Below are 16,084 nucleotides of genomic sequence, written 5' to 3'. Positions count from 1 at the left end.
AATAGCCGCCTACGCCGCTTCATCATCGAAATACCCCGGATCTAGGAATGGCGCAGAACTACCGACCGATTGGTGTAAAGGTTGAACGCGCGCTTGTCCGGACTCCCTGCCAGGCGTCGAAATTAACGCCTCATGCAGCTCTGGATGCCATCGCGCATCCACACGAAACGTCTCAATCCGGCCCGAAGCATCACGATAAAGAAACTCGCCCGACCGATCAGACGCGATCTCTCCTGTCATCTTCGGCGAGAGCGACATTGCAGCATTCGCATATTCCTCTGGCGCTCGCAGCAAGCGCATTGCAGCAGTCGCGGCTTCCTCATCTTCGAGCCTTCCAACAAATGCACTACCGATCAACGCTTCAATTTTCCCGATATCTAGGTGATCCATTGGGTGCTGGCTTGATGCGTAGGTAGCAGTATCATGCTTTCTGCTGTCGCGTGCAAGGCGAACAAACAACGCTCGACCCGAACCCCAACGCGCCATTATATGGTTCTCATCCATTAATAGGTTCTTCCGAATTCCGCGACGGCGGCCGTAGATAAACCGCGCCGTATAGAACGCAGCGAGATGCATCAACGGCGCCGCGTACAGTTCTTCTGTAGACCATCTCTCGCGCGGCATATCTGGATCGGGCACCTGCAAGCCGGGCATCGTTATTACAACGAGGGTTTTATCGTCAGCAGCCGAGGGCTCGATAGGCTCACTGTGCTCGGGAAATATCAGCTCACCCAATGGGAATTTCGCGGCGTCACGGAGGTGCTGCGCCAGCTCCTTCGAAATGTTCGATGCGTGGGCATCTAGAACCTCGATGGCTCTGCTCGGGTTCACTGACGGCGCGCCCCCGAGTACACGGATAGCATCATGCAACGCTGTATCTGCCTCGTGATTCGTCAACAACGAGTTGGGCAACATCATCCGCATCACGTCATATCCCAGTTGCTGCCGCTCTGCGTGTGCGCGGCGGACGGCACGCTGATACTCCTTGTCGGACTGAAACTCGTTCCGCCTCGGCTCCGGGATCAGCTGCCAAGGGGCCAAGGTCCCAGGGTCTGCCTCGGTCAGATCAAGTTGACGCGCAAAGGGTGACAGCTCAGACAACTCGCATAAGCGCGCAAGTGGCCCAGATGGATCAAGAATGCACGTGGGCTGGCCACGGCGCACCGCGTGGTAGGCGAGGGTTCCTAGCAGGTAAGACTTTCCGGCGCCAGGCTCGGCGGTAACGGGCACGAGGCCAGGTGCGTTCAGATGTTCCATCGGATAGTGACCGTCATGCCTGACCGCGCGCCTGGCCGATCCGATGGTGTAACCGAGATACGGACCGGTCGGCGTGCCGAGACTGGACGAGACATGTGGCATGGCAGCCGCCAGGTACCCCACAGGAAACCGGCGCTGGTAACCAGTCGTAGACCACGGTTCACCTGGGATGAACTCTCGCAGCAACTCGTGCTGACCCTGTGGATGTGCAATCTCGATCCGGAGACGGTCCCCGTACTGGTCGATCACTCTGCGAACGCGACTCAGTGCCTCATCACGCGATGGTGCGTGAACCGCCAGACGAATCGGACCAGCGAAGCGAACGGCAACGCGGCTGTCGCCCTCTGTTACCTCGTCGTACGTCTGCGTCGCCTGTTCGATGGCGCGCGCGACGGCAGGCGGTGGTTCCTCCGCATGCTCGGCGTAGTGCGATTCAATACCCTGGGCACGGTTGCGTTCGTACTCCACGGTGCGGGTGAGTTCACGGGGTGGAACGAGCAGCCCCGAGAGCGACCACTCAACTGGGAAATCGAGCCGGTCTGTCTCCAGCATCCAGGGCGGACCGCCGTCCTCTGGAAATCGTCTATCTGCCATGCGGCCCACGGTGAGGACAGCAACGTGACGGACGATCTCCCGACCGGCGATAGTCCCGGCCACACGAATCGTGGGCGACCAAGGCCGATAGAACCAGTTGACAGGATCGGTGAATGCCAGAAGATCATCTGATTCCCAAACCTTGCCTGCCATGCCCGCTTGTGTTGGCACGGGCATTCCCATGCCCACGGACCGATACATCAGCCAGGCCATCTGGCCGGCATCGAGCGGACGACCGTTCAACCCGCTACCGGCCACAATGTCGTCCAAGGTACGGAGCCGATCGACCAGCTTTCCTACCTCAGACCTAGATACCGGATGTGTCTGAAGATTCCGGAGCGCATTGACAACGTCGCGCTTCGGCGCCGGGCCAACACGTACGCCAAGCGTGACGACCTTCTCATCAAGCAAACGTGTATGCAGCCGTCGCTGTTGACGCTCGAGGTAGTCGTCCCAAGTCGGCGCACTCGGAACATCCGGCAGGGGATGCGGAGTGTCGTGATCTAGATCGCGCGCGAACTCAAAGGAGGGGTAAGGCTTGGTCGTCGTGCGCAGCTTGATCACGTGCCCTGCCAGCCGCGCCAAACGAGCAGTGAGCTGGTCCCACAATTGCTCTCGCTGAGTAGTGGTCGTGAACTGCCACTTCTGTGAGCCGAGCTGGTACCAGGCCCACAACGATGTCCCGGTAATCTGAAGATGACCAATAATCAAACGACTTGATAGATCCAGCTCCGAGACCCGTTCCCCACCGACGAAACGTGCCGCGATATTCCTGAACTTGCTCATTTCGAATCCTCCACTACGAGTCCAAGATGTGGACGAGGACGTGACCGTCGGCCCGTTCTCAGGGCGTCACGCACACCCGGAGACATGTCAACGACCGGTGGAGCAACTACGCGCACCGCTTGTTCCCTGGGAGTCCTGCGTGACCGTTTGAACTCAGACCGAAGCGCCCAGCGCCAGTACCGAAGTGGCCGGTCGTGATCCGCGTGTTCCATGATCAATTTGGTGAGAACATAGGAGCCCATAGTCCCCCACGGAACGCACGCCATCGCCGCGAGCTGCGCGTTGAATGGCCAGATCAAGGCCAGCACCATCGCGCTCAAAAGCAGAGCGAGACCCGCGAAAACGGCCCACTGGACATAAGTCCATTCGACCCAGAAACGCGCCCCACGAGGACCCAGCCACACCGCTCGCAGACGACGCGGCCCATCATCTGTGCGACATAGCGGCACGCTTACGCCCAGGGCAGCAGAGACATTACATCCAGCGGCAAGGACGTCAACAGCTCAGCACCACGCTCAACAAGACTGCTCGGATTCGTGTCACGTACCGTGTCGCCCGGAAAGATCGTCTCCAGTACAGACTCGCCAAAGGCCACCAAGAGCAGCGCACCTGCACCCGCTGCCAGGATGATCACCCCAACCAGCGCGTTGACGCCCGTGCGAGCGACCTCGGAGAACTGCGCCCGGCGACTACTGGCAAGCACGGCGATTCCGACCCCCATCAGAACCAGCCCCGCCACCACGATCAAGAAGTTACGAATCGACGCGTCATTCAACATGTCAGGTTCCGCTCCTATCCATCGAAGTCAACTAGGGACTTCCTCCATGAGTCATTACGCCCGATATGTCTCACCGTCGTGACTCTGAGTTGTTAGAAAGTCTCGCTAAGTTACGTCTGCGCCGCAAGAGGTGTACTCGCGCAGCGCACTTGAGAAGTGCGAAGTTTGGCCTAAAGGAGTCACAAAAGTGCCTTTGGCTGGCAACGTTGAGACCACACCACGCTCCCGCAGTGCTCGGCTGGCACGGCGCACGGTGCCGAGGGAGACCCCGTACTCTTCCGCCAAGTCACGCTCGCCGGGGAGTCTCGCACCGGGGGGAAGCTCGCCGGACGAGATACGGGCTTCGATGTGTTGGGCCACTTGGTGATACAGGTATCCAGGGACTTCATCATCCCGTCTAAACGACCCGCCCAATCCGCCACCGGCGCTGTTCATGGTTGCTCGCCACCGGTCCGGTCGGACATGATCACGTCGAGCCGGATGAACTCCCGATCAAGCGTGCCCAGGGCGTTCCGCACTTCGGTGATAGCCTCGCCGAGCCGATCGACAGCGGCGCGAATCTCAGCGTCGTTCATGCTGGTCCCGCCCCTGTATTTGCCCTCAACAGCTGGTGAACCCGTTGATGCGAGACGCCCAGGATGGTGCCGATGTCCCGCAATGAAAGCTGATGATCCGCTAGGACCCGAGCAGCAGCACGGTACTCCTCGGCTGATCGCCGCTTAGCCCCCGCTGCCGTACTGCGAAGCCAGTGCGCCCGAGCCAGATGCTCAGACGCAAGGCGAGGGATGACCGGGTGCACATGGACAGTGATCCGCGTGTGCTCAATGCCGATCGCCGACGCCAGGGCGTGCCGGACCAGTCTCGCACCGTGGGCCAACTGTCGGGCATGAATGCTGACACTTGCGCCGGGGCAATCGACGAGCCAGCGATTCCCGTCTCGTGTCGCGATACACCCATACGTATTCTCCTTCCCACCGTTACCAATGATCTTGACTGTGTATAAGGTCTGTTCCACGGCTGAACCTCCTACGCAGGTTCGGTCCAGGCCCCGCCACGGAGTGCCAGCTCCCGGCGGGGCCGCCATATTTGATAGAAGGGCGACGCTCAGATGGGACTCAGACCCCGGCCAGCGTCACCGAGTGTCGCGAGGCAACGAAAGGTCAATCACCGCCCCTCGCGCGCCCGGAACGGGTACAGCAGGGAAGTACAGCAACGCCAGCAGCTGAAGCCGACCGAACAAGACCGTCAAAGGCCACCCACCAGCGCAAATGCCCCTCGCTGGCCACAGTGCCGGTAGTTCGGGACGAAGAGGTCGCAGGTTCAAATCCTGTCACCCCGACGCAGGTCAGAGGCCGGTTTCTCATTGGGAAACCGGCCTCTTGCCATGTTCCGGGCGTCACACGGGCGTCACGGCGCTAAGACTCGGTGTGCTGCTCAGAGATCGTGCCGGACGGATGGCCACGCAGCGTCGATCTCCACGTCGGCGGCCTTGTTGAAATAGTTGCTGAACACGTTCAGTGCCACGTGGCCCACCACCTCGGCGATCTCCTGCTCGGTCAGACCGGACGCCCGAGCCTGCCGCAACTGCTCCTCGGTGATGTCGCCCCGGCACCGCACGACAGCAGCAGCGAAACCCACAATCGCCTCGGATCGGGGGTCGGACGAGGTACCGTTCCGCACTCGCCGCAGTTCGTCGTTGTCGAGCTTGGCCTGACGGCTGGCCGCGAAGCTGTGCGCTGACAGGCAGTAGTCGCACTCGTTCTCCTGGGCCACCAGGATGGCGATTCGTTCGCGAATGCCGACAGGTAGAACGCCGTCGGCCAGCGCGGCGTTGAATTCGAGATAGGCGTCCAGCACCGTTGCACTGTTCGCCATCGCCTTGACCATGTTGGGGGTGACACCCAGGACATTCCGTACGCCGGCCAGCAGCTCAGCTGCCGGCCCCGTAGCATCTTCCGGCTGGATCAGGGGAAGTCGGGACAACGCTCAGCGCTCCTTTCGTCGAGACTCCATAGCCACACAGCGGCGACAACATGACGACGAGCCATCGGGTGGCTCCGCGCTCCGTCGCGGCGGAGCCACCCTGTGACGCGATCACTGGTCGTGGCGCACAACCGGCCAGTCGATGTCAACGTCGGCGGCCTTGTTGAAATAGTTCGTGAACACATTCAGCGCCACGTGCGCGATTACCTCGGTCACGTCGCCGTCGGACAGGCCACCCTCGCGGGCCGTCTTGAGGTCGGCGTCGTCGATGCCGCCGCGGGATCGCAGGACCGCCGCCGCCAGCGTGAGCGTGGCCTCGGCAACGGGGTCGGTGGCTTCACCCTTCCGCGCCTGGTCCACTTCGGCCTGGTCCAGACCAGCCAGGTTGAGACCGATGTAGCTGTGGGCCGAGAGGCAGTAGTCACACCCGTTCTCCTGCGCGACCAGGATCGCGATGCGCTCCCGGACCGGGGCAGGCAGTTGTCCGCCGCTCAGCGCACCGGAGAACTCAAGGTAGGCCTTGAGCACAGCCGGGCTGTTGGCCATCGCCTTGGTCATGTTCGGGGTGACGCCCAGCGCCTTCTGGACCCCGGCCAACAACTCTGCAGCCTTACCGGTGGCGTTTTCATGCTGAATCAAGGGAAGACGAGACACAGCTCGCACCTTTCGTTTCGAGTCAATGGATTGAGGAGGCCCCAGCGGCCGCCCACCTGTACCAGGTGTGATCCGTGGCCTCACGTCATCCATGGTGCGGCGCGACCACTGCCCGGCGTCGGGACGCAACGCGTCACCTCCGGGACGAAACCGGCCATGGGGGACACCTTCTGCCACCGAGAAGACCGCAGGTGCTAACGGGGGACAGTGAGCGACATCACGAGGACTCTTCGCGCCACCCGAGTAAGGTGTGCAGGTGCTTGACGGTACTTTTCCGCCTCACGTGGTGCGTCTGCTCATCGACACGCTGCGTCGGCTCGGAGTATCTCCCATCGAATTCGCCCAACTGCCGGGGCTCGATCCGGATGTGCTTCAGGACGACCTCGTCCGCATCCCGACCGAAACCGCCATGCGGCTATGGCAGCTCGTTACTCATGCCACCGATCACCGTCAGGCAGGCCTGCTGGTCGCCGACTCCTTCCCCAAGGGTCACTTCGACTCGTGGGGTTATCTGTTCTCGACCGGCGAGAATGTGGTCCAGTCCCTGCATGCGGCTGGTGAACTGTTCCCCGTCGTCACCGACCCCGGCGACATACTGCGCATTGACGAAGACGGCAGCCAGTTCGTCATCCACTACCGTGGCGGGCCGTACCAGGACGAGTTGCCCGACGACATCACCGCATTGATCGACCAGTTCGTCATGCGCTCCCTGCTTCGATTGGTGAACGCCGGCCAGTCGGCGCCACTGGTTCCGGTCCGTCTGACCTTCGCGCATCCGACGTCAGTGCCCCGGCGCGAGTTGGCCGACGTCTTCGGCACCAGCCGTATTGAGGTCGATGCCGGTGCGAACACGATGACGCTGCTGGCGGCCGACGCCTTGGCACCCCTGCCGAATGCCGATGCACGGCTCCATCAGATCTTGCGACGGCACACCGCAATGCACCTCGAAGCCACGAGAGGCCTGCCATCGTGGGAAGACAAACTTCACCTGGCCATCGAGACTGCACTGAGCCAGGGCACGCCTAGCCTCGATGCCGTAGCCCATCGCCTGACGGTGAGCCCACGTACCCTCCAGCGGCAGCTACAACAGCGCGAAACCAGTTGGCGTAGGGAACTCGACCGCGCCAGGCACACCCTCGCGGTCCGCCTGCTACATGACGGCCGGTTAAGCGTTCAATCGATCGCCGCCCGACTGGAATACGCCGACGCCCGGGCGTTTCGGCGGGCATTCCAGCGCTGGACCGGACAAACCCCGGACGAGTTCCGCCGCGCCAAGGCCGCGGCTGACCGGTTCACCGGGCCCCGGTTCGCGTTGTCGAAGGCGGCAGCGGCGCCGAGCAGGCGGCCCAGAATAACGATGCCGCCGTAGTGGGGGCTGGTCGCCGCAGTAGAGGACGAGGTCGTTGCCCGTAGCGAGTAGCCCGGTGGAGACGAGACAGCCCCGTCCGGGGTCTGCGCGCGAGTCCTTCGGTATCCCTGCCAGCAACTGCGCCTCGGCGTAACCGGAGTGGCCATCGTGAGCAGCCGTGATCATGCCCGTTGACCGGCGCCGCCAGTACGCGCATACGACAGCTCTGTCAGCGGGACGGGGTCAGGCACGGTGCATGTGCTGGAAACCATGCGACGCTGCCCGTCATCGGCGGAGCGAAGGATGCTGGACATCACGTCCAACACGTGAAACCCGAGCTCGGCGCTGGCCCGGCCGGTGCGCCGGTCGGCGCTGCGGGCGATGTCGATCAGACCGAGGCCCCGGCCCGCGCCGGTGTACCCGGCCGAGGGAGTGACCATCTCCCACGTGCCGCCGACTGAGTGGACTTGAACTGCTCCGTGGAACTCGTTCGGATCCGGAACTGCCATCGATCCTTCCTCGCCGTGCACCTCGATACGCGCTGCCTGACTGGCGGCGGCATCGAAACTCATGATCAATGTGGTCAGAGCCCCCGACGCGTGCTCACAGATGGCTGTGATGTGAGAATCCACCGCGACACCGATCCGCTCCCCCTTACGGGGGCCGGAGCTGATTATCCGCTCGTCCCGAGTTCGGCTCGCGGCTCCGTACACGGCGGCAACCGGCCCGAGGAGAGTGACGAGGGCCGTCAGGTAGTACGGCCCCATGTCCAGCAAGGGCCCCCCGCCGGGGGCGTAATAGAAGTCCGGTGCGGGGTGCCACAGCTCGTGCCCTGGAACAGCCATGGTCGCGGTCGCGAATACCGGCCGGCCGATAGCGCCGGAGGCGAGGGTCGCGCGGGCGGTCTGCAACCCGGTCCCGAGCACGGTATCCGGCGCGGAACCGACCGCGACGCCGGCCGCGTGTGCGGCTTCCAGCACCCGTTGCGCCGCGGCGACGGTCGCACACAACGGCTTCTCGTTATACACAGACAATCCCTGGCCGATGGCCGCGAGTGAGACGTCCTCATGGGCCGCAGGTGTGGTGAGATTGAGGATCCATTCGATCTCGTCCACGCCGAAGATCTCGTCCACACTGAAGGCCCGTGCCCCGTACGTCGCGGCGGCGTGCGCGGCCTTGTCGGCGTCGAGATCGGCGACGGCGACGACGGACGTCTCGTCGGCCGAGGTCAGAGTCCTGAGGTACTGCGCGCTGATGTTGCCGCATCCAACGATGCCCATCCTCAACGGCTCACCCACAGCATGCTCCTCTCGACCAACGTGCGTACCGTCGGGTGCTGAAGCACATCCACACTGTGGCCAGGCGTGACAACAGCTATTCGCCCAGCACCCCAATGCCGGGTCCAGACGGCAGGGCAGGTCACGGCACGGTGCCATGGGTGCCAGTCCGGCGCCGGATGTGTGGTGGTCGCGAGCACGTCACATAGGGAGTCCGTGAGCACCCAGTACTGCTCGGTGGTCAGCTCGAATGACTCGAGCCCGGCGACGATCGGATGATCGGCGGCCTCCGGCAGGACGTCGATCGTGTGGGGCAGGTAGTAGTCGCTCTGATCGCCATGGACCTCGTCGGGATGCTTTCCCGGGTGGGTCGCGAACTGTCCGCCGACGAGGTGCAGGTAGTCCGAGCTCTCGCGGAACGAATCGGCAATCCCGCCGTGCCAGCCGGTCAGACCGATACCAGCGGCGACGGCCGCCCGCAGGCCCATGACTGCCTCGTGCGAGGCCTTGCCCATCGTGTAGCACTGGACGATCAGGTCGACGTCGAGGTCCTCACCCTTGGCATACACCTCCGGTGAGTCTTCGATGCGCACGGCGTAGCCGCTGGCCTCGAGAAAAGGGATGAAAAGCTCCGTCGCCTGAGTTGGGGAATGCCCTTCCCAGCCGCCTCTGACCACGAGGGCCTGCCGCATGGCGCATCCTTTCGCGTTGATCGAAGAGATCGTTCTCTCAGCTTGTCCCGAAGCAATTTTAGCGGAAAAAATGCATGTCACCTCGGACAACTTAGGGTAGACAACCATATAGACCCGGTAGTAACCTCCTGCCTTCAAGAGATCGATCTCTTCCAGCTTGGTGACCCCCACCGTGCTGGAATCCCGCGAAGAAGGGGGATTGACATGAGACTTCGGTACGTACTGCCCACTTTCGTCGCCACGGCCTCGCTCACATTGGCCGCCTGTTCCGGGGATGGCGGAGGAGGGTCGTCAAGCGAGGAGACGGACCCATCGGCCCTCATGCAAGGCGCCATGGAGAGCTATGAAGCTGGTGACCAGTTCACGGCGACCGAACCGCTGAACTTCTCCATCCTGTGGACAGAGTGGCCGGAGCTCCCCATCAAGGACTCCTGGGAGTTCTTCGACGTCCTGGAGGAGCGTACCAACGTCACACTCGAGACGACGGTGATCCCACTCAGCGATCACGTGGAGAAGCGCAGCCTGCTGATCAGCGCCGGCGACGCTCCGCAGATCATCCCGCTCGTCTACAGCGGTGAGGACCGGCAGTTCGCGGCGTCGCGCGCCGTGCTGCCGGTCAGCGACTACCTCGACTACATGCCGCACTTCAACAAGCTCATCGACGACTGGGATCTGGAGGAGCTGCTCGACACCCTGCGACAGGACGACGGCAAGCTGTACATGCTGCCGGGACTGCTGGAGGTGTCGGTGCCCATGTTCACCCTCCTGGTCCGCAAGGACACATTCGACGAACTCGGACTTGACATTCCGGACACCTGGGAGGGCTTCCGCGAGGCGTTCCTCGAAATCAAGCAGGCGCACCCGGACTCCTACCCGCTGCAGGACGGCTTCGAAGGCGGCTCACTGCTCAACTACGCCGCCCGGGCGTTCGGCACACAGGCAGGGTGGGGCTTCGGCAACGGCGTGCAGTGGGACGACGATGCCGGACAGTACGAGTTCGCCGCCACGTCCGACGAGTACCGGGAGATGCTCGAGTTCTTCCACGGTCTCGTCGACGATGGCCTGCTCGACCCCGAGTCGTTCACCACGACCACCGATGGCGTTGAACGTGTCGAACGCAAGATCGCCAACGGTGAGGCATTCGCCGGCTCCGGGGCAAGCGGCACCCTTCTCGAATGGTCAGTGGCGCTCGATGAGACAGTCGGCGAAGACAATTACGAGCTCGTCCAGGTGCCGCCTCCGGCCGGGCCCGCCGGTGCCGTCGTCGAGCCACGCGGGTTCTGGCACGGGTTCATGATCACCGCGGATGCCAAAGACAGCCCCGATTTCATCGCGCTGATTCAGTTCCTCGACTGGCTCTATTACTCCCCCGAGTCCCGGGAGTTCCTCCGGTGGGGCGTCGAAGGTGAGCAGTACACCAAGGATGCCGACGGCAATATCACGCTGGAGCCCGACTACACGTGGGCGACGCGGAAGATCAACCCGTCTGGCTCGATCGACATCGCCACGGACCTCGGCTACAGCGGCTTCCTCGCCGAGTCGACAGAGTCACTCGAGTTGCGCAGCTCATACGACAGCCAGCAGACGGTCGACTACATCGAACAAGTGCTGGAGACCCGGACGCCGCTTCCCCCGCCGCCCCCCGCGCCGCTCACCGAGGAAGAGCTCGAGCAGTCGTCGCTGTTGTTCACCGCGCTGAACGACACGGTGAACACGAGCAATCTCCAGTTCATCCTCGGAGAGCGACCGCTGAGTGAATGGGATTCTTACGTTGCCGAGCTCGAGGCGCAGGGCCTGCAGTCCTACGTCGATCTCGTCAACGGTGCTCAGCAACGGTTCGCGGAGAGCAACTAGGTCAGCGGACCAGACCTATGACAACGATCGAACAACAGAGTCGGCTCGGCTCCGGGAGCGCCGCGCGCTCCCGGAAGCCGGGACGAGCTCGCCGGCCGGCGAAGCGGAACTGGCGGCGTACGCTAAAACGTGACTGGCAGTTGTACGCGCTGGCTATCCTGCCGCTCGCCTTCCTCGCGATCTTCCGATACGCACCGATGGTCGGCAACGTGATCGCGTTCCGGACATTCAGGCCGGGTGGGTCGATATTCGGCGAGCAGTGGGTGGGTTTGCGCTACGTGCGGATGTTCATCAACGATCCCGCCTTCTGGAATGTGTTCACCAACACGGCGATCCTCGGTGGATTGACGCTTGCGGTCTGCTTCCCATTGCCGATCATCCTCGCGCTCATGCTGAACGAGGTGCGGGTCCGCCGGTTCAAGAAGATCGTGCAATCCATCTCATACCTGCCACACTTTCTCTCGATAGTCATCGTCGTCGGCATGCTCATGCAGTTGCTGTCGGTCGAGGGCACGGTCAACCAGATTCTCCGGGCGTTCGATTTCGACCCGATCCCGTTCCTGCAACGCCCCGAGTGGTTCCGGGCCATCTACGTCGGCTCCGAGGTGTGGCAGACCGTCGGGTGGGGCACCATCCTTTACCTCGCGGCACTGACCACCGTCGATCAGCAGCTGTACGAGGCGGCGCGCATCGACGGCGCGAACCGGTGGCGCCAGACCTGGCACGTCACGCTCCCCGGCATCCGGCCGATGATGGTCACGCTGCTGATCCTCAACACGGGCATGTTCCTCAACGTCGGGTTCGAGAAGGTCCTCCTGCTGTACAACCCCATGACCTACGCCACGGCCGACGTCGTGTCCACCTATCTCTATCGCGTAGGTCTCGTTGCCAACAACCTCAGCTATGCCGCGGCGATCGGCTTGTTCCAGGCGCTCATCGGCCTGGCCATGATCCTCTCGGCGAACATGATCTCGCGTCGATTGGTGGGGTCGAGCCTATGGTGATCCAAGGCGCACAAGAAGGCCGGACGGTGCCGAAGACCGCATCGGCCGGGATCAAAGACAGTACCGGATACCGGGTGTTCACTTGGGTCAACACCATCCTGTTGCTCCTGTTCGTCGCAATCATCTTGTATCCGTTACTGACGATCGTCGCGCAGTCGTTCAGCAGCGAAGGAGCGATCCGCACCGGCCAGGTGAACCTGTTCCCCGTCGGATTCAACCTGGACACGTACCGTGCAGTGGCCGAGAATCCGCTGTTCTGGAGGAACTACCGCAACACGGTGACCTACACGGTTGTCGGAACGACTGTCGCGATGATTCTGACGACATCGCTGGCGTTCGTGATCTCCAAGAAACATCTGCGGGGCCGCGGCCTTCTCATCGGCATTGCGGTGTTCACCATGTTCTTCAACGGTGGACTGATCCCGAACTACGTGCTCATCATGAATCTCGGGTTGAAGAACACGATGTGGGCCGTGGTACTTCCAGGGGCGCTCTCCGTGTTCAACCTGCTGGTGATGAAGTCGTTCTTCGAGAATCTCCCGACCGAACTCGAGGAATCGGCACAGATCGACGGCCTCAATTGGTTCGGAATCCTGTTCCGGATCGTGCTGCCGCTTTCGAAGGCGGTTATCGCCACGATGGTGCTGTTCTACGCGGTCATGTATTGGAACGATTGGTTCACGGCCTTCCTGTATATCGATCGCCAGGATCTGATGCCGGTAACGATGTTCCTGCGGAACCTCATCGCCGGGGCGTCGTCCGCAGCGTCCGAGGGGGCGGCCGGGCAGGGCATGCTGACCTCGGCAGTCTCCGCCAACATCCAGGCTGTGACCATGGTCCTCACGGTGATTCCGATCTTGTGCGTGTACCCGTTCATCCAGCGCTATTTCGTCACCGGCATCATGCTCGGTTCGGTGAAGGGCTGAGCCGGTGGCACGATGTGTGGCGTGACCAACCCGGTGAGTCGTCCGACACTTGTCGACGTAGCACGCGCGGCTGGAGTCTCGCGAGCAACCGCGTCGCGGGTGATGGCCGGCAACGAGAGCGTACGCGCCGATCTCGCGCAGCGCGTCGCCGCGGCCGCCGAACGGCTGAACTACCGGACGAACACCGCGGCACGGGCCCTGAGGCGCGGCGCTTCGGGGTCTATCGCCCTTATCGCCCCCAGCAGCCACCTCGATGGCTTTCTCGGGCCATTTGTCGGCGCGCCGTTGCAGGGCGCCTCCGCGGTCCTCTTCGACCGGGCGTTGCAACCTGTCCTGCTACTGGACGACGGCCGGAATTCGGCGCCGCTCATCCGGCACCTTTCCTCCGGCCATGTCGACGCGGCGGTGGTCATCCTGCACAGCGAGTCAGAACCGCTGTACCGCGAACTCGACGAGGCGAGTATTCCGGTCATCTATGTCGGTCACCCGACGGTCGAACTTGACCCCGGCCGGTCGTTTGTCGATTGCGACCACTACGGCGGCGCGCGGATGGCTGTCCGTGCTCTACTCGAGGCCGGGCGCCGCCACATCGCGATGATCGGCGGTCCCCCGTCGTATTTCCCGGCGGCCGAGCGTGTGCGCGGTTTCCAGAACGAACTCGACGAGTGGGGTGTCTCGCCCGGACCGGCCGCCCACGGCGACTTCGAGATGCCTTCCGGTTCGCGGGCGGCCGCCCAACTGATGCGCAGGATGCCCGACATCGACGGGTTGTTCGTCGCCAACGATCTGATGGCCGTTGGCGCCCTGCGCGTCATCGAGGCGAGTGGCCGGCGAGTGCCGGACGACGTGTCAATAGTGAGCTACGACGACACAGTGGTGGCCGAAACAGCCGACCCACCCCTGACGTCGGTCCGGCAGCCGTTCCGGGACATGGGCGCGAGGGCCGCTGAGATGGCACTGGACTCGCTCGTCAATCCACAGGACTATCCCCGGCATGTGCTGCTGCCGACCACTTTGACTGTCCGCGAGTCGGTCTAGCCGAGCCCGCCGCCGGTCTATTCGGTGAAGCGTTCCCGCACGTCTCGGACGAGCGGCCGGTGGTTGTGCAGCAGGAAGCCCGCCCATACTCCACCCAGCATTGCCATGACCACGTCGAAGGTGACGACGACGATCGCGGAAGCCACGATGAGCATAGACACCGTGCCCAGCGTCACGCGCGGCTGCTTGAACAGGTAATGCGCGGCCAGCCGGGCGACGTCCCGAGCCCGGAACGTGAAGAAGGACGCGATCACGAGCGCGTTGACGGCCCACACCAGCACTAACGCCGTGATCGCGAGCAGAGCACCGCCGTAGCCACGGGGAACTGCCGCGCCATCAAGATTGGCGAGACTTATCGTGATAAGGGTCAGTACCACCAGCGTCGGCACCCACAGCCGCAGCACGTCAACCGCGTTGAGCCGATAGCCACGCCAGAACGAGGACGCCGGAGTCAGCCATTCGGCACCTGTCCTGTCCTGCAATGCGAACAACGCGGCAGACAACGCCGGACCGAGCGGAACCAGGCACAAGGCGGCTAGCGGTGCGTTGCCCGTCGAACGGTCGAGCAGCGCAAGGCCGACCAACCCGGGCAGCGTCGCCAAGATCAGCAGCAGTGACACCACCAGATACCAGTACAAGGCTCCGGTCAGCTGTCCCAGGGGGCCGCTTCCTAACTCGCGGTTCTGGCTCATCAGGGCCCCACACTATTTGGACGGGTCACGACGGCACCGGGCCTGTTGAGTCGCGAACATTGAGAGTTGTGGCCAGCTCGACATGCCGGGAGGCGGGTTGCGTGCCCTCCGCCATACCGAGGACGGTCTCGACCGCCATCCGCCCCATGCCGGCAAGAGGCTGCCGGACGGACGTGAGCCGGGGGGTGGTCCATTGGGTCTGCGGTGTGTCGTCGAATCCGGTGACCGACAGCTCACCCGGAACGCTGATGCGGAGTTCCTCGGCGGCGGCGAGCACGCCGACGGCGATCTCGTCGTTACCGGCGACAATTGCGGTCGGCGGTTCATGTAGCCCGAGGAAGTCCCGGCCGTGGCGGCGTCCGGCTTCGACCGAGAACGCGTCGTGGCGAATCAGGGTGGGATCCGGCAGGACGCCGGCGGAGTCGAGCGCGGCCTGGTACCCGTGAAAGCGATCGGCCGACGGAGCCGAGCCCAGGGGGCCGCCTATCCAAGCGACCCTGCGGTGTCCGAGCTCTATGACGTGTTCGGTTGCCGAGCGGCCACCTGCCCAGTTGGTGGATCCAATGCTGACCACCCGGGGGTCTGTCGTGTCGATCGGATCGATCGTCACGACCGGGAGTTCGAGATCACGTGCGGCAAGCAGCACCGAGTCAGGCACGGTGACCGCAAGTTCGATGATCCCGATGGCGCCGGATGATCTCTGCTCGGCGATCCACGACCGGGCGGCCGCACGGCTCATGCCAATCGACTCTTCCGGCGGCAGCCGCACGAGCAGCTCGGCCCGCGCGGCGGTCGCGGCCACCAGGATCCCCTGGAGGACAGTGGCCGCGTACTGAGACTCGACGATGTCGAGGACGGTGACGAGGGTCCGATCCCTTCCCCGGGTGGGAGGTGCCGTGGTGGGCTTGTAGCCGATCTCGGTGACGATGCCAAGGACGCGTTCACGAGTGCTGGCTGCCACATCGGTGCGCCCGTTGAGGACCTTCGAGGCAGTCGCCAGCGAGACACCGGCGCGATGGGCTACATCCGTAAGCGTGGGACGTTCAGAACGGGGTCGACCGTTCATCATCCCTCCTCAGCGACCGAAAGTATTTCGAGCCGCCATCTTAGCCGACCTAGAACCCTGTCGCCAGCATTATCTCCGCTCTTCCGGCTCATTGACGGACGAATACCAGGTCAGTAGCCTCTGATTGCCAGCGAT

General features: G+C 63.2%; 15 protein-coding genes. 5 read left to right on the top strand and 10 right to left on the bottom strand.

Annotation, left to right across the window (positions count from 1 at the left end):
* Window positions 1-9 precede the first annotated feature (9 nt).
* The 6 genes from F7O44_RS28240 to F7O44_RS28215 form a co-directional block, all read right to left on the bottom strand.
* Window positions 10-2,637 carry an ATP-binding protein gene (locus F7O44_RS28240; protein ID WP_162453681.1) on the bottom strand — a complete coding sequence of 876 codons (2,628 nt, stop codon included), beginning with the start codon at window positions 2,635-2,637 and terminating at the stop codon, window positions 10-12.
* A gap of 451 nt (window positions 2,638-3,088) precedes the next feature.
* Window positions 3,089-3,415, bottom strand: coding sequence for a hypothetical protein (locus tag F7O44_RS28235; protein WP_162453680.1), 327 nt, complete (start codon window positions 3,413-3,415; stop codon window positions 3,089-3,091).
* A 105-nt stretch (window positions 3,416-3,520) separates the two neighbouring features.
* On the bottom strand, window positions 3,521-3,850 hold the full coding sequence (locus F7O44_RS28230; protein ID WP_162453679.1) for a winged helix-turn-helix domain-containing protein: 330 nt from the start codon (window positions 3,848-3,850) through the stop codon (window positions 3,521-3,523).
* Complete coding sequence (locus F7O44_RS28225; RefSeq protein ID WP_162453678.1) at window positions 3,847-3,990, bottom strand: hypothetical protein; 144 nt, start codon at window positions 3,988-3,990, stop codon at window positions 3,847-3,849. Before F7O44_RS28225 ends, F7O44_RS28230 begins: the two co-directional genes overlap by 4 nt.
* An 859-nt stretch (window positions 3,991-4,849) precedes the next feature.
* Window positions 4,850-5,398 (bottom strand): carboxymuconolactone decarboxylase family protein, encoded by a 549-nt coding sequence (locus F7O44_RS28220; protein ID WP_162453677.1) that lies wholly within the window; start codon window positions 5,396-5,398, stop codon window positions 4,850-4,852.
* 111 nt (window positions 5,399-5,509) lie between these two features.
* On the bottom strand, window positions 5,510-6,052 hold the full coding sequence (locus F7O44_RS28215; RefSeq protein WP_222851788.1) for a carboxymuconolactone decarboxylase family protein: 543 nt from the start codon (window positions 6,050-6,052) through the stop codon (window positions 5,510-5,512).
* A gap of 256 nt (window positions 6,053-6,308) precedes the next feature.
* On the opposite strand from F7O44_RS28215, the gene F7O44_RS28210 reads away from it, so the two are divergent.
* A complete protein-coding gene (locus tag F7O44_RS28210; RefSeq protein WP_162453676.1) occupies window positions 6,309-7,421 on the top strand; it encodes a helix-turn-helix domain-containing protein in 1,113 nt (370 codons plus the stop codon).
* 161 nt (window positions 7,422-7,582) lie between these two features.
* Here F7O44_RS28210 and F7O44_RS28205 read toward each other — a convergent pair whose 3' ends face one another.
* Window positions 7,583-8,698, bottom strand: a complete 1,116-nt coding sequence (locus F7O44_RS28205) for a Gfo/Idh/MocA family protein (RefSeq protein WP_222851787.1) — start codon at window positions 8,696-8,698, stop codon at window positions 7,583-7,585.
* Window positions 8,683-9,369 (bottom strand): ThuA domain-containing protein, encoded by a 687-nt coding sequence (locus tag F7O44_RS28200; RefSeq protein ID WP_162453675.1) that lies wholly within the window; start codon window positions 9,367-9,369, stop codon window positions 8,683-8,685. The genes F7O44_RS28205 and F7O44_RS28200 overlap by 16 nt, the downstream gene beginning before the upstream one ends.
* Window positions 9,370-9,702: 333 nt before the next feature.
* Between F7O44_RS28200 and F7O44_RS28195 the strand changes: the two genes are divergently transcribed.
* From F7O44_RS28195 to F7O44_RS28180, 4 genes are read left to right on the top strand one after another with little or no spacing between them, the layout of a single operon-like run.
* The gene (locus tag F7O44_RS28195; protein ID WP_162453674.1) at window positions 9,703-11,223 is read left to right on the top strand and encodes an ABC transporter substrate-binding protein; all 1,521 of its coding nucleotides are present in this window, start codon (window positions 9,703-9,705) and stop codon (window positions 11,221-11,223) included.
* Between the two features lie 17 nt (window positions 11,224-11,240).
* Entirely contained in the window at window positions 11,241-12,227 is a 987-nt protein-coding gene (locus tag F7O44_RS28190) for an ABC transporter permease (RefSeq protein ID WP_162453673.1), read from the top strand.
* Window positions 12,221-13,153: a carbohydrate ABC transporter permease gene (locus F7O44_RS28185; protein WP_162453672.1), complete on the top strand. Its 933-nt coding sequence runs from the start codon at window positions 12,221-12,223 to the stop codon at window positions 13,151-13,153. The genes F7O44_RS28190 and F7O44_RS28185 overlap by 7 nt, the downstream gene beginning before the upstream one ends.
* A gap of 21 nt (window positions 13,154-13,174) precedes the next feature.
* Window positions 13,175-14,191 (top strand): LacI family DNA-binding transcriptional regulator, encoded by a 1,017-nt coding sequence (locus F7O44_RS28180; RefSeq protein ID WP_222851785.1) that lies wholly within the window; start codon window positions 13,175-13,177, stop codon window positions 14,189-14,191.
* A gap of 17 nt (window positions 14,192-14,208) precedes the next feature.
* Here F7O44_RS28180 and F7O44_RS28175 read toward each other — a convergent pair whose 3' ends face one another.
* Together F7O44_RS28175 and F7O44_RS28170 are read right to left on the bottom strand one after the other, a co-directional pair.
* Window positions 14,209-14,883 carry a DUF624 domain-containing protein gene (locus F7O44_RS28175; protein WP_162453670.1) on the bottom strand — a complete coding sequence of 225 codons (675 nt, stop codon included), beginning with the start codon at window positions 14,881-14,883 and terminating at the stop codon, window positions 14,209-14,211.
* A 25-nt stretch (window positions 14,884-14,908) separates the two neighbouring features.
* Window positions 14,909-15,949 carry a LacI family DNA-binding transcriptional regulator gene (locus tag F7O44_RS28170; RefSeq protein WP_162453669.1) on the bottom strand — a complete coding sequence of 347 codons (1,041 nt, stop codon included), beginning with the start codon at window positions 15,947-15,949 and terminating at the stop codon, window positions 14,909-14,911.
* Window positions 15,950-16,084 lie beyond the last annotated feature (135 nt).

This window comes from Phytoactinopolyspora mesophila, assembly GCF_010122465.1.
Classification (GTDB): Bacteria; Actinomycetota; Actinomycetes; order Jiangellales; family Jiangellaceae; genus Phytoactinopolyspora; species Phytoactinopolyspora mesophila.
Note: the sequence above shows the minus strand (reverse complement) of the source record. Positions and strands in the feature narration are given on the sequence as shown.

What these genes read in the sequence shown, in the direction of transcription:
- F7O44_RS28195 (WP_162453674.1), top strand. Translation starts at nt 9,703, where the DNA reads ATGGAGAGCTATGAAGCTGGTGACCAGTTCACGGCGACCGAACCGCTG.
- F7O44_RS28230 (WP_162453679.1), bottom strand. Translation starts at nt 3,850, where the DNA reads ATGAACAGCGCCGGTGGCGGATTGGGCGGGTCGTTTAGACGGGATGAT.
- F7O44_RS28225 (WP_162453678.1), bottom strand. Translation starts at nt 3,990, where the DNA reads ATGAACGACGCTGAGATTCGCGCCGCTGTCGATCGGCTCGGCGAGGCT.
- F7O44_RS28185 (WP_162453672.1), top strand. Translation starts at nt 12,221, where the DNA reads ATGGTGATCCAAGGCGCACAAGAAGGCCGGACGGTGCCGAAGACCGCA.
- F7O44_RS28175 (WP_162453670.1), bottom strand. Translation starts at nt 14,883, where the DNA reads ATGAGCCAGAACCGCGAGTTAGGAAGCGGCCCCCTGGGACAGCTGACC.
- F7O44_RS28235 (WP_162453680.1), bottom strand. Translation starts at nt 3,415, where the DNA reads ATGTTGAATGACGCGTCGATTCGTAACTTCTTGATCGTGGTGGCGGGG.
- F7O44_RS28200 (WP_162453675.1), bottom strand. Translation starts at nt 9,369, where the DNA reads ATGCGGCAGGCCCTCGTGGTCAGAGGCGGCTGGGAAGGGCATTCCCCA.
- F7O44_RS28240 (WP_162453681.1), bottom strand. Translation starts at nt 2,637, where the DNA reads ATGAGCAAGTTCAGGAATATCGCGGCACGTTTCGTCGGTGGGGAACGG.
- F7O44_RS28190 (WP_162453673.1), top strand. Translation starts at nt 11,241, where the DNA reads ATGACAACGATCGAACAACAGAGTCGGCTCGGCTCCGGGAGCGCCGCG.
- F7O44_RS28170 (WP_162453669.1), bottom strand. Translation starts at nt 15,949, where the DNA reads ATGAACGGTCGACCCCGTTCTGAACGTCCCACGCTTACGGATGTAGCC.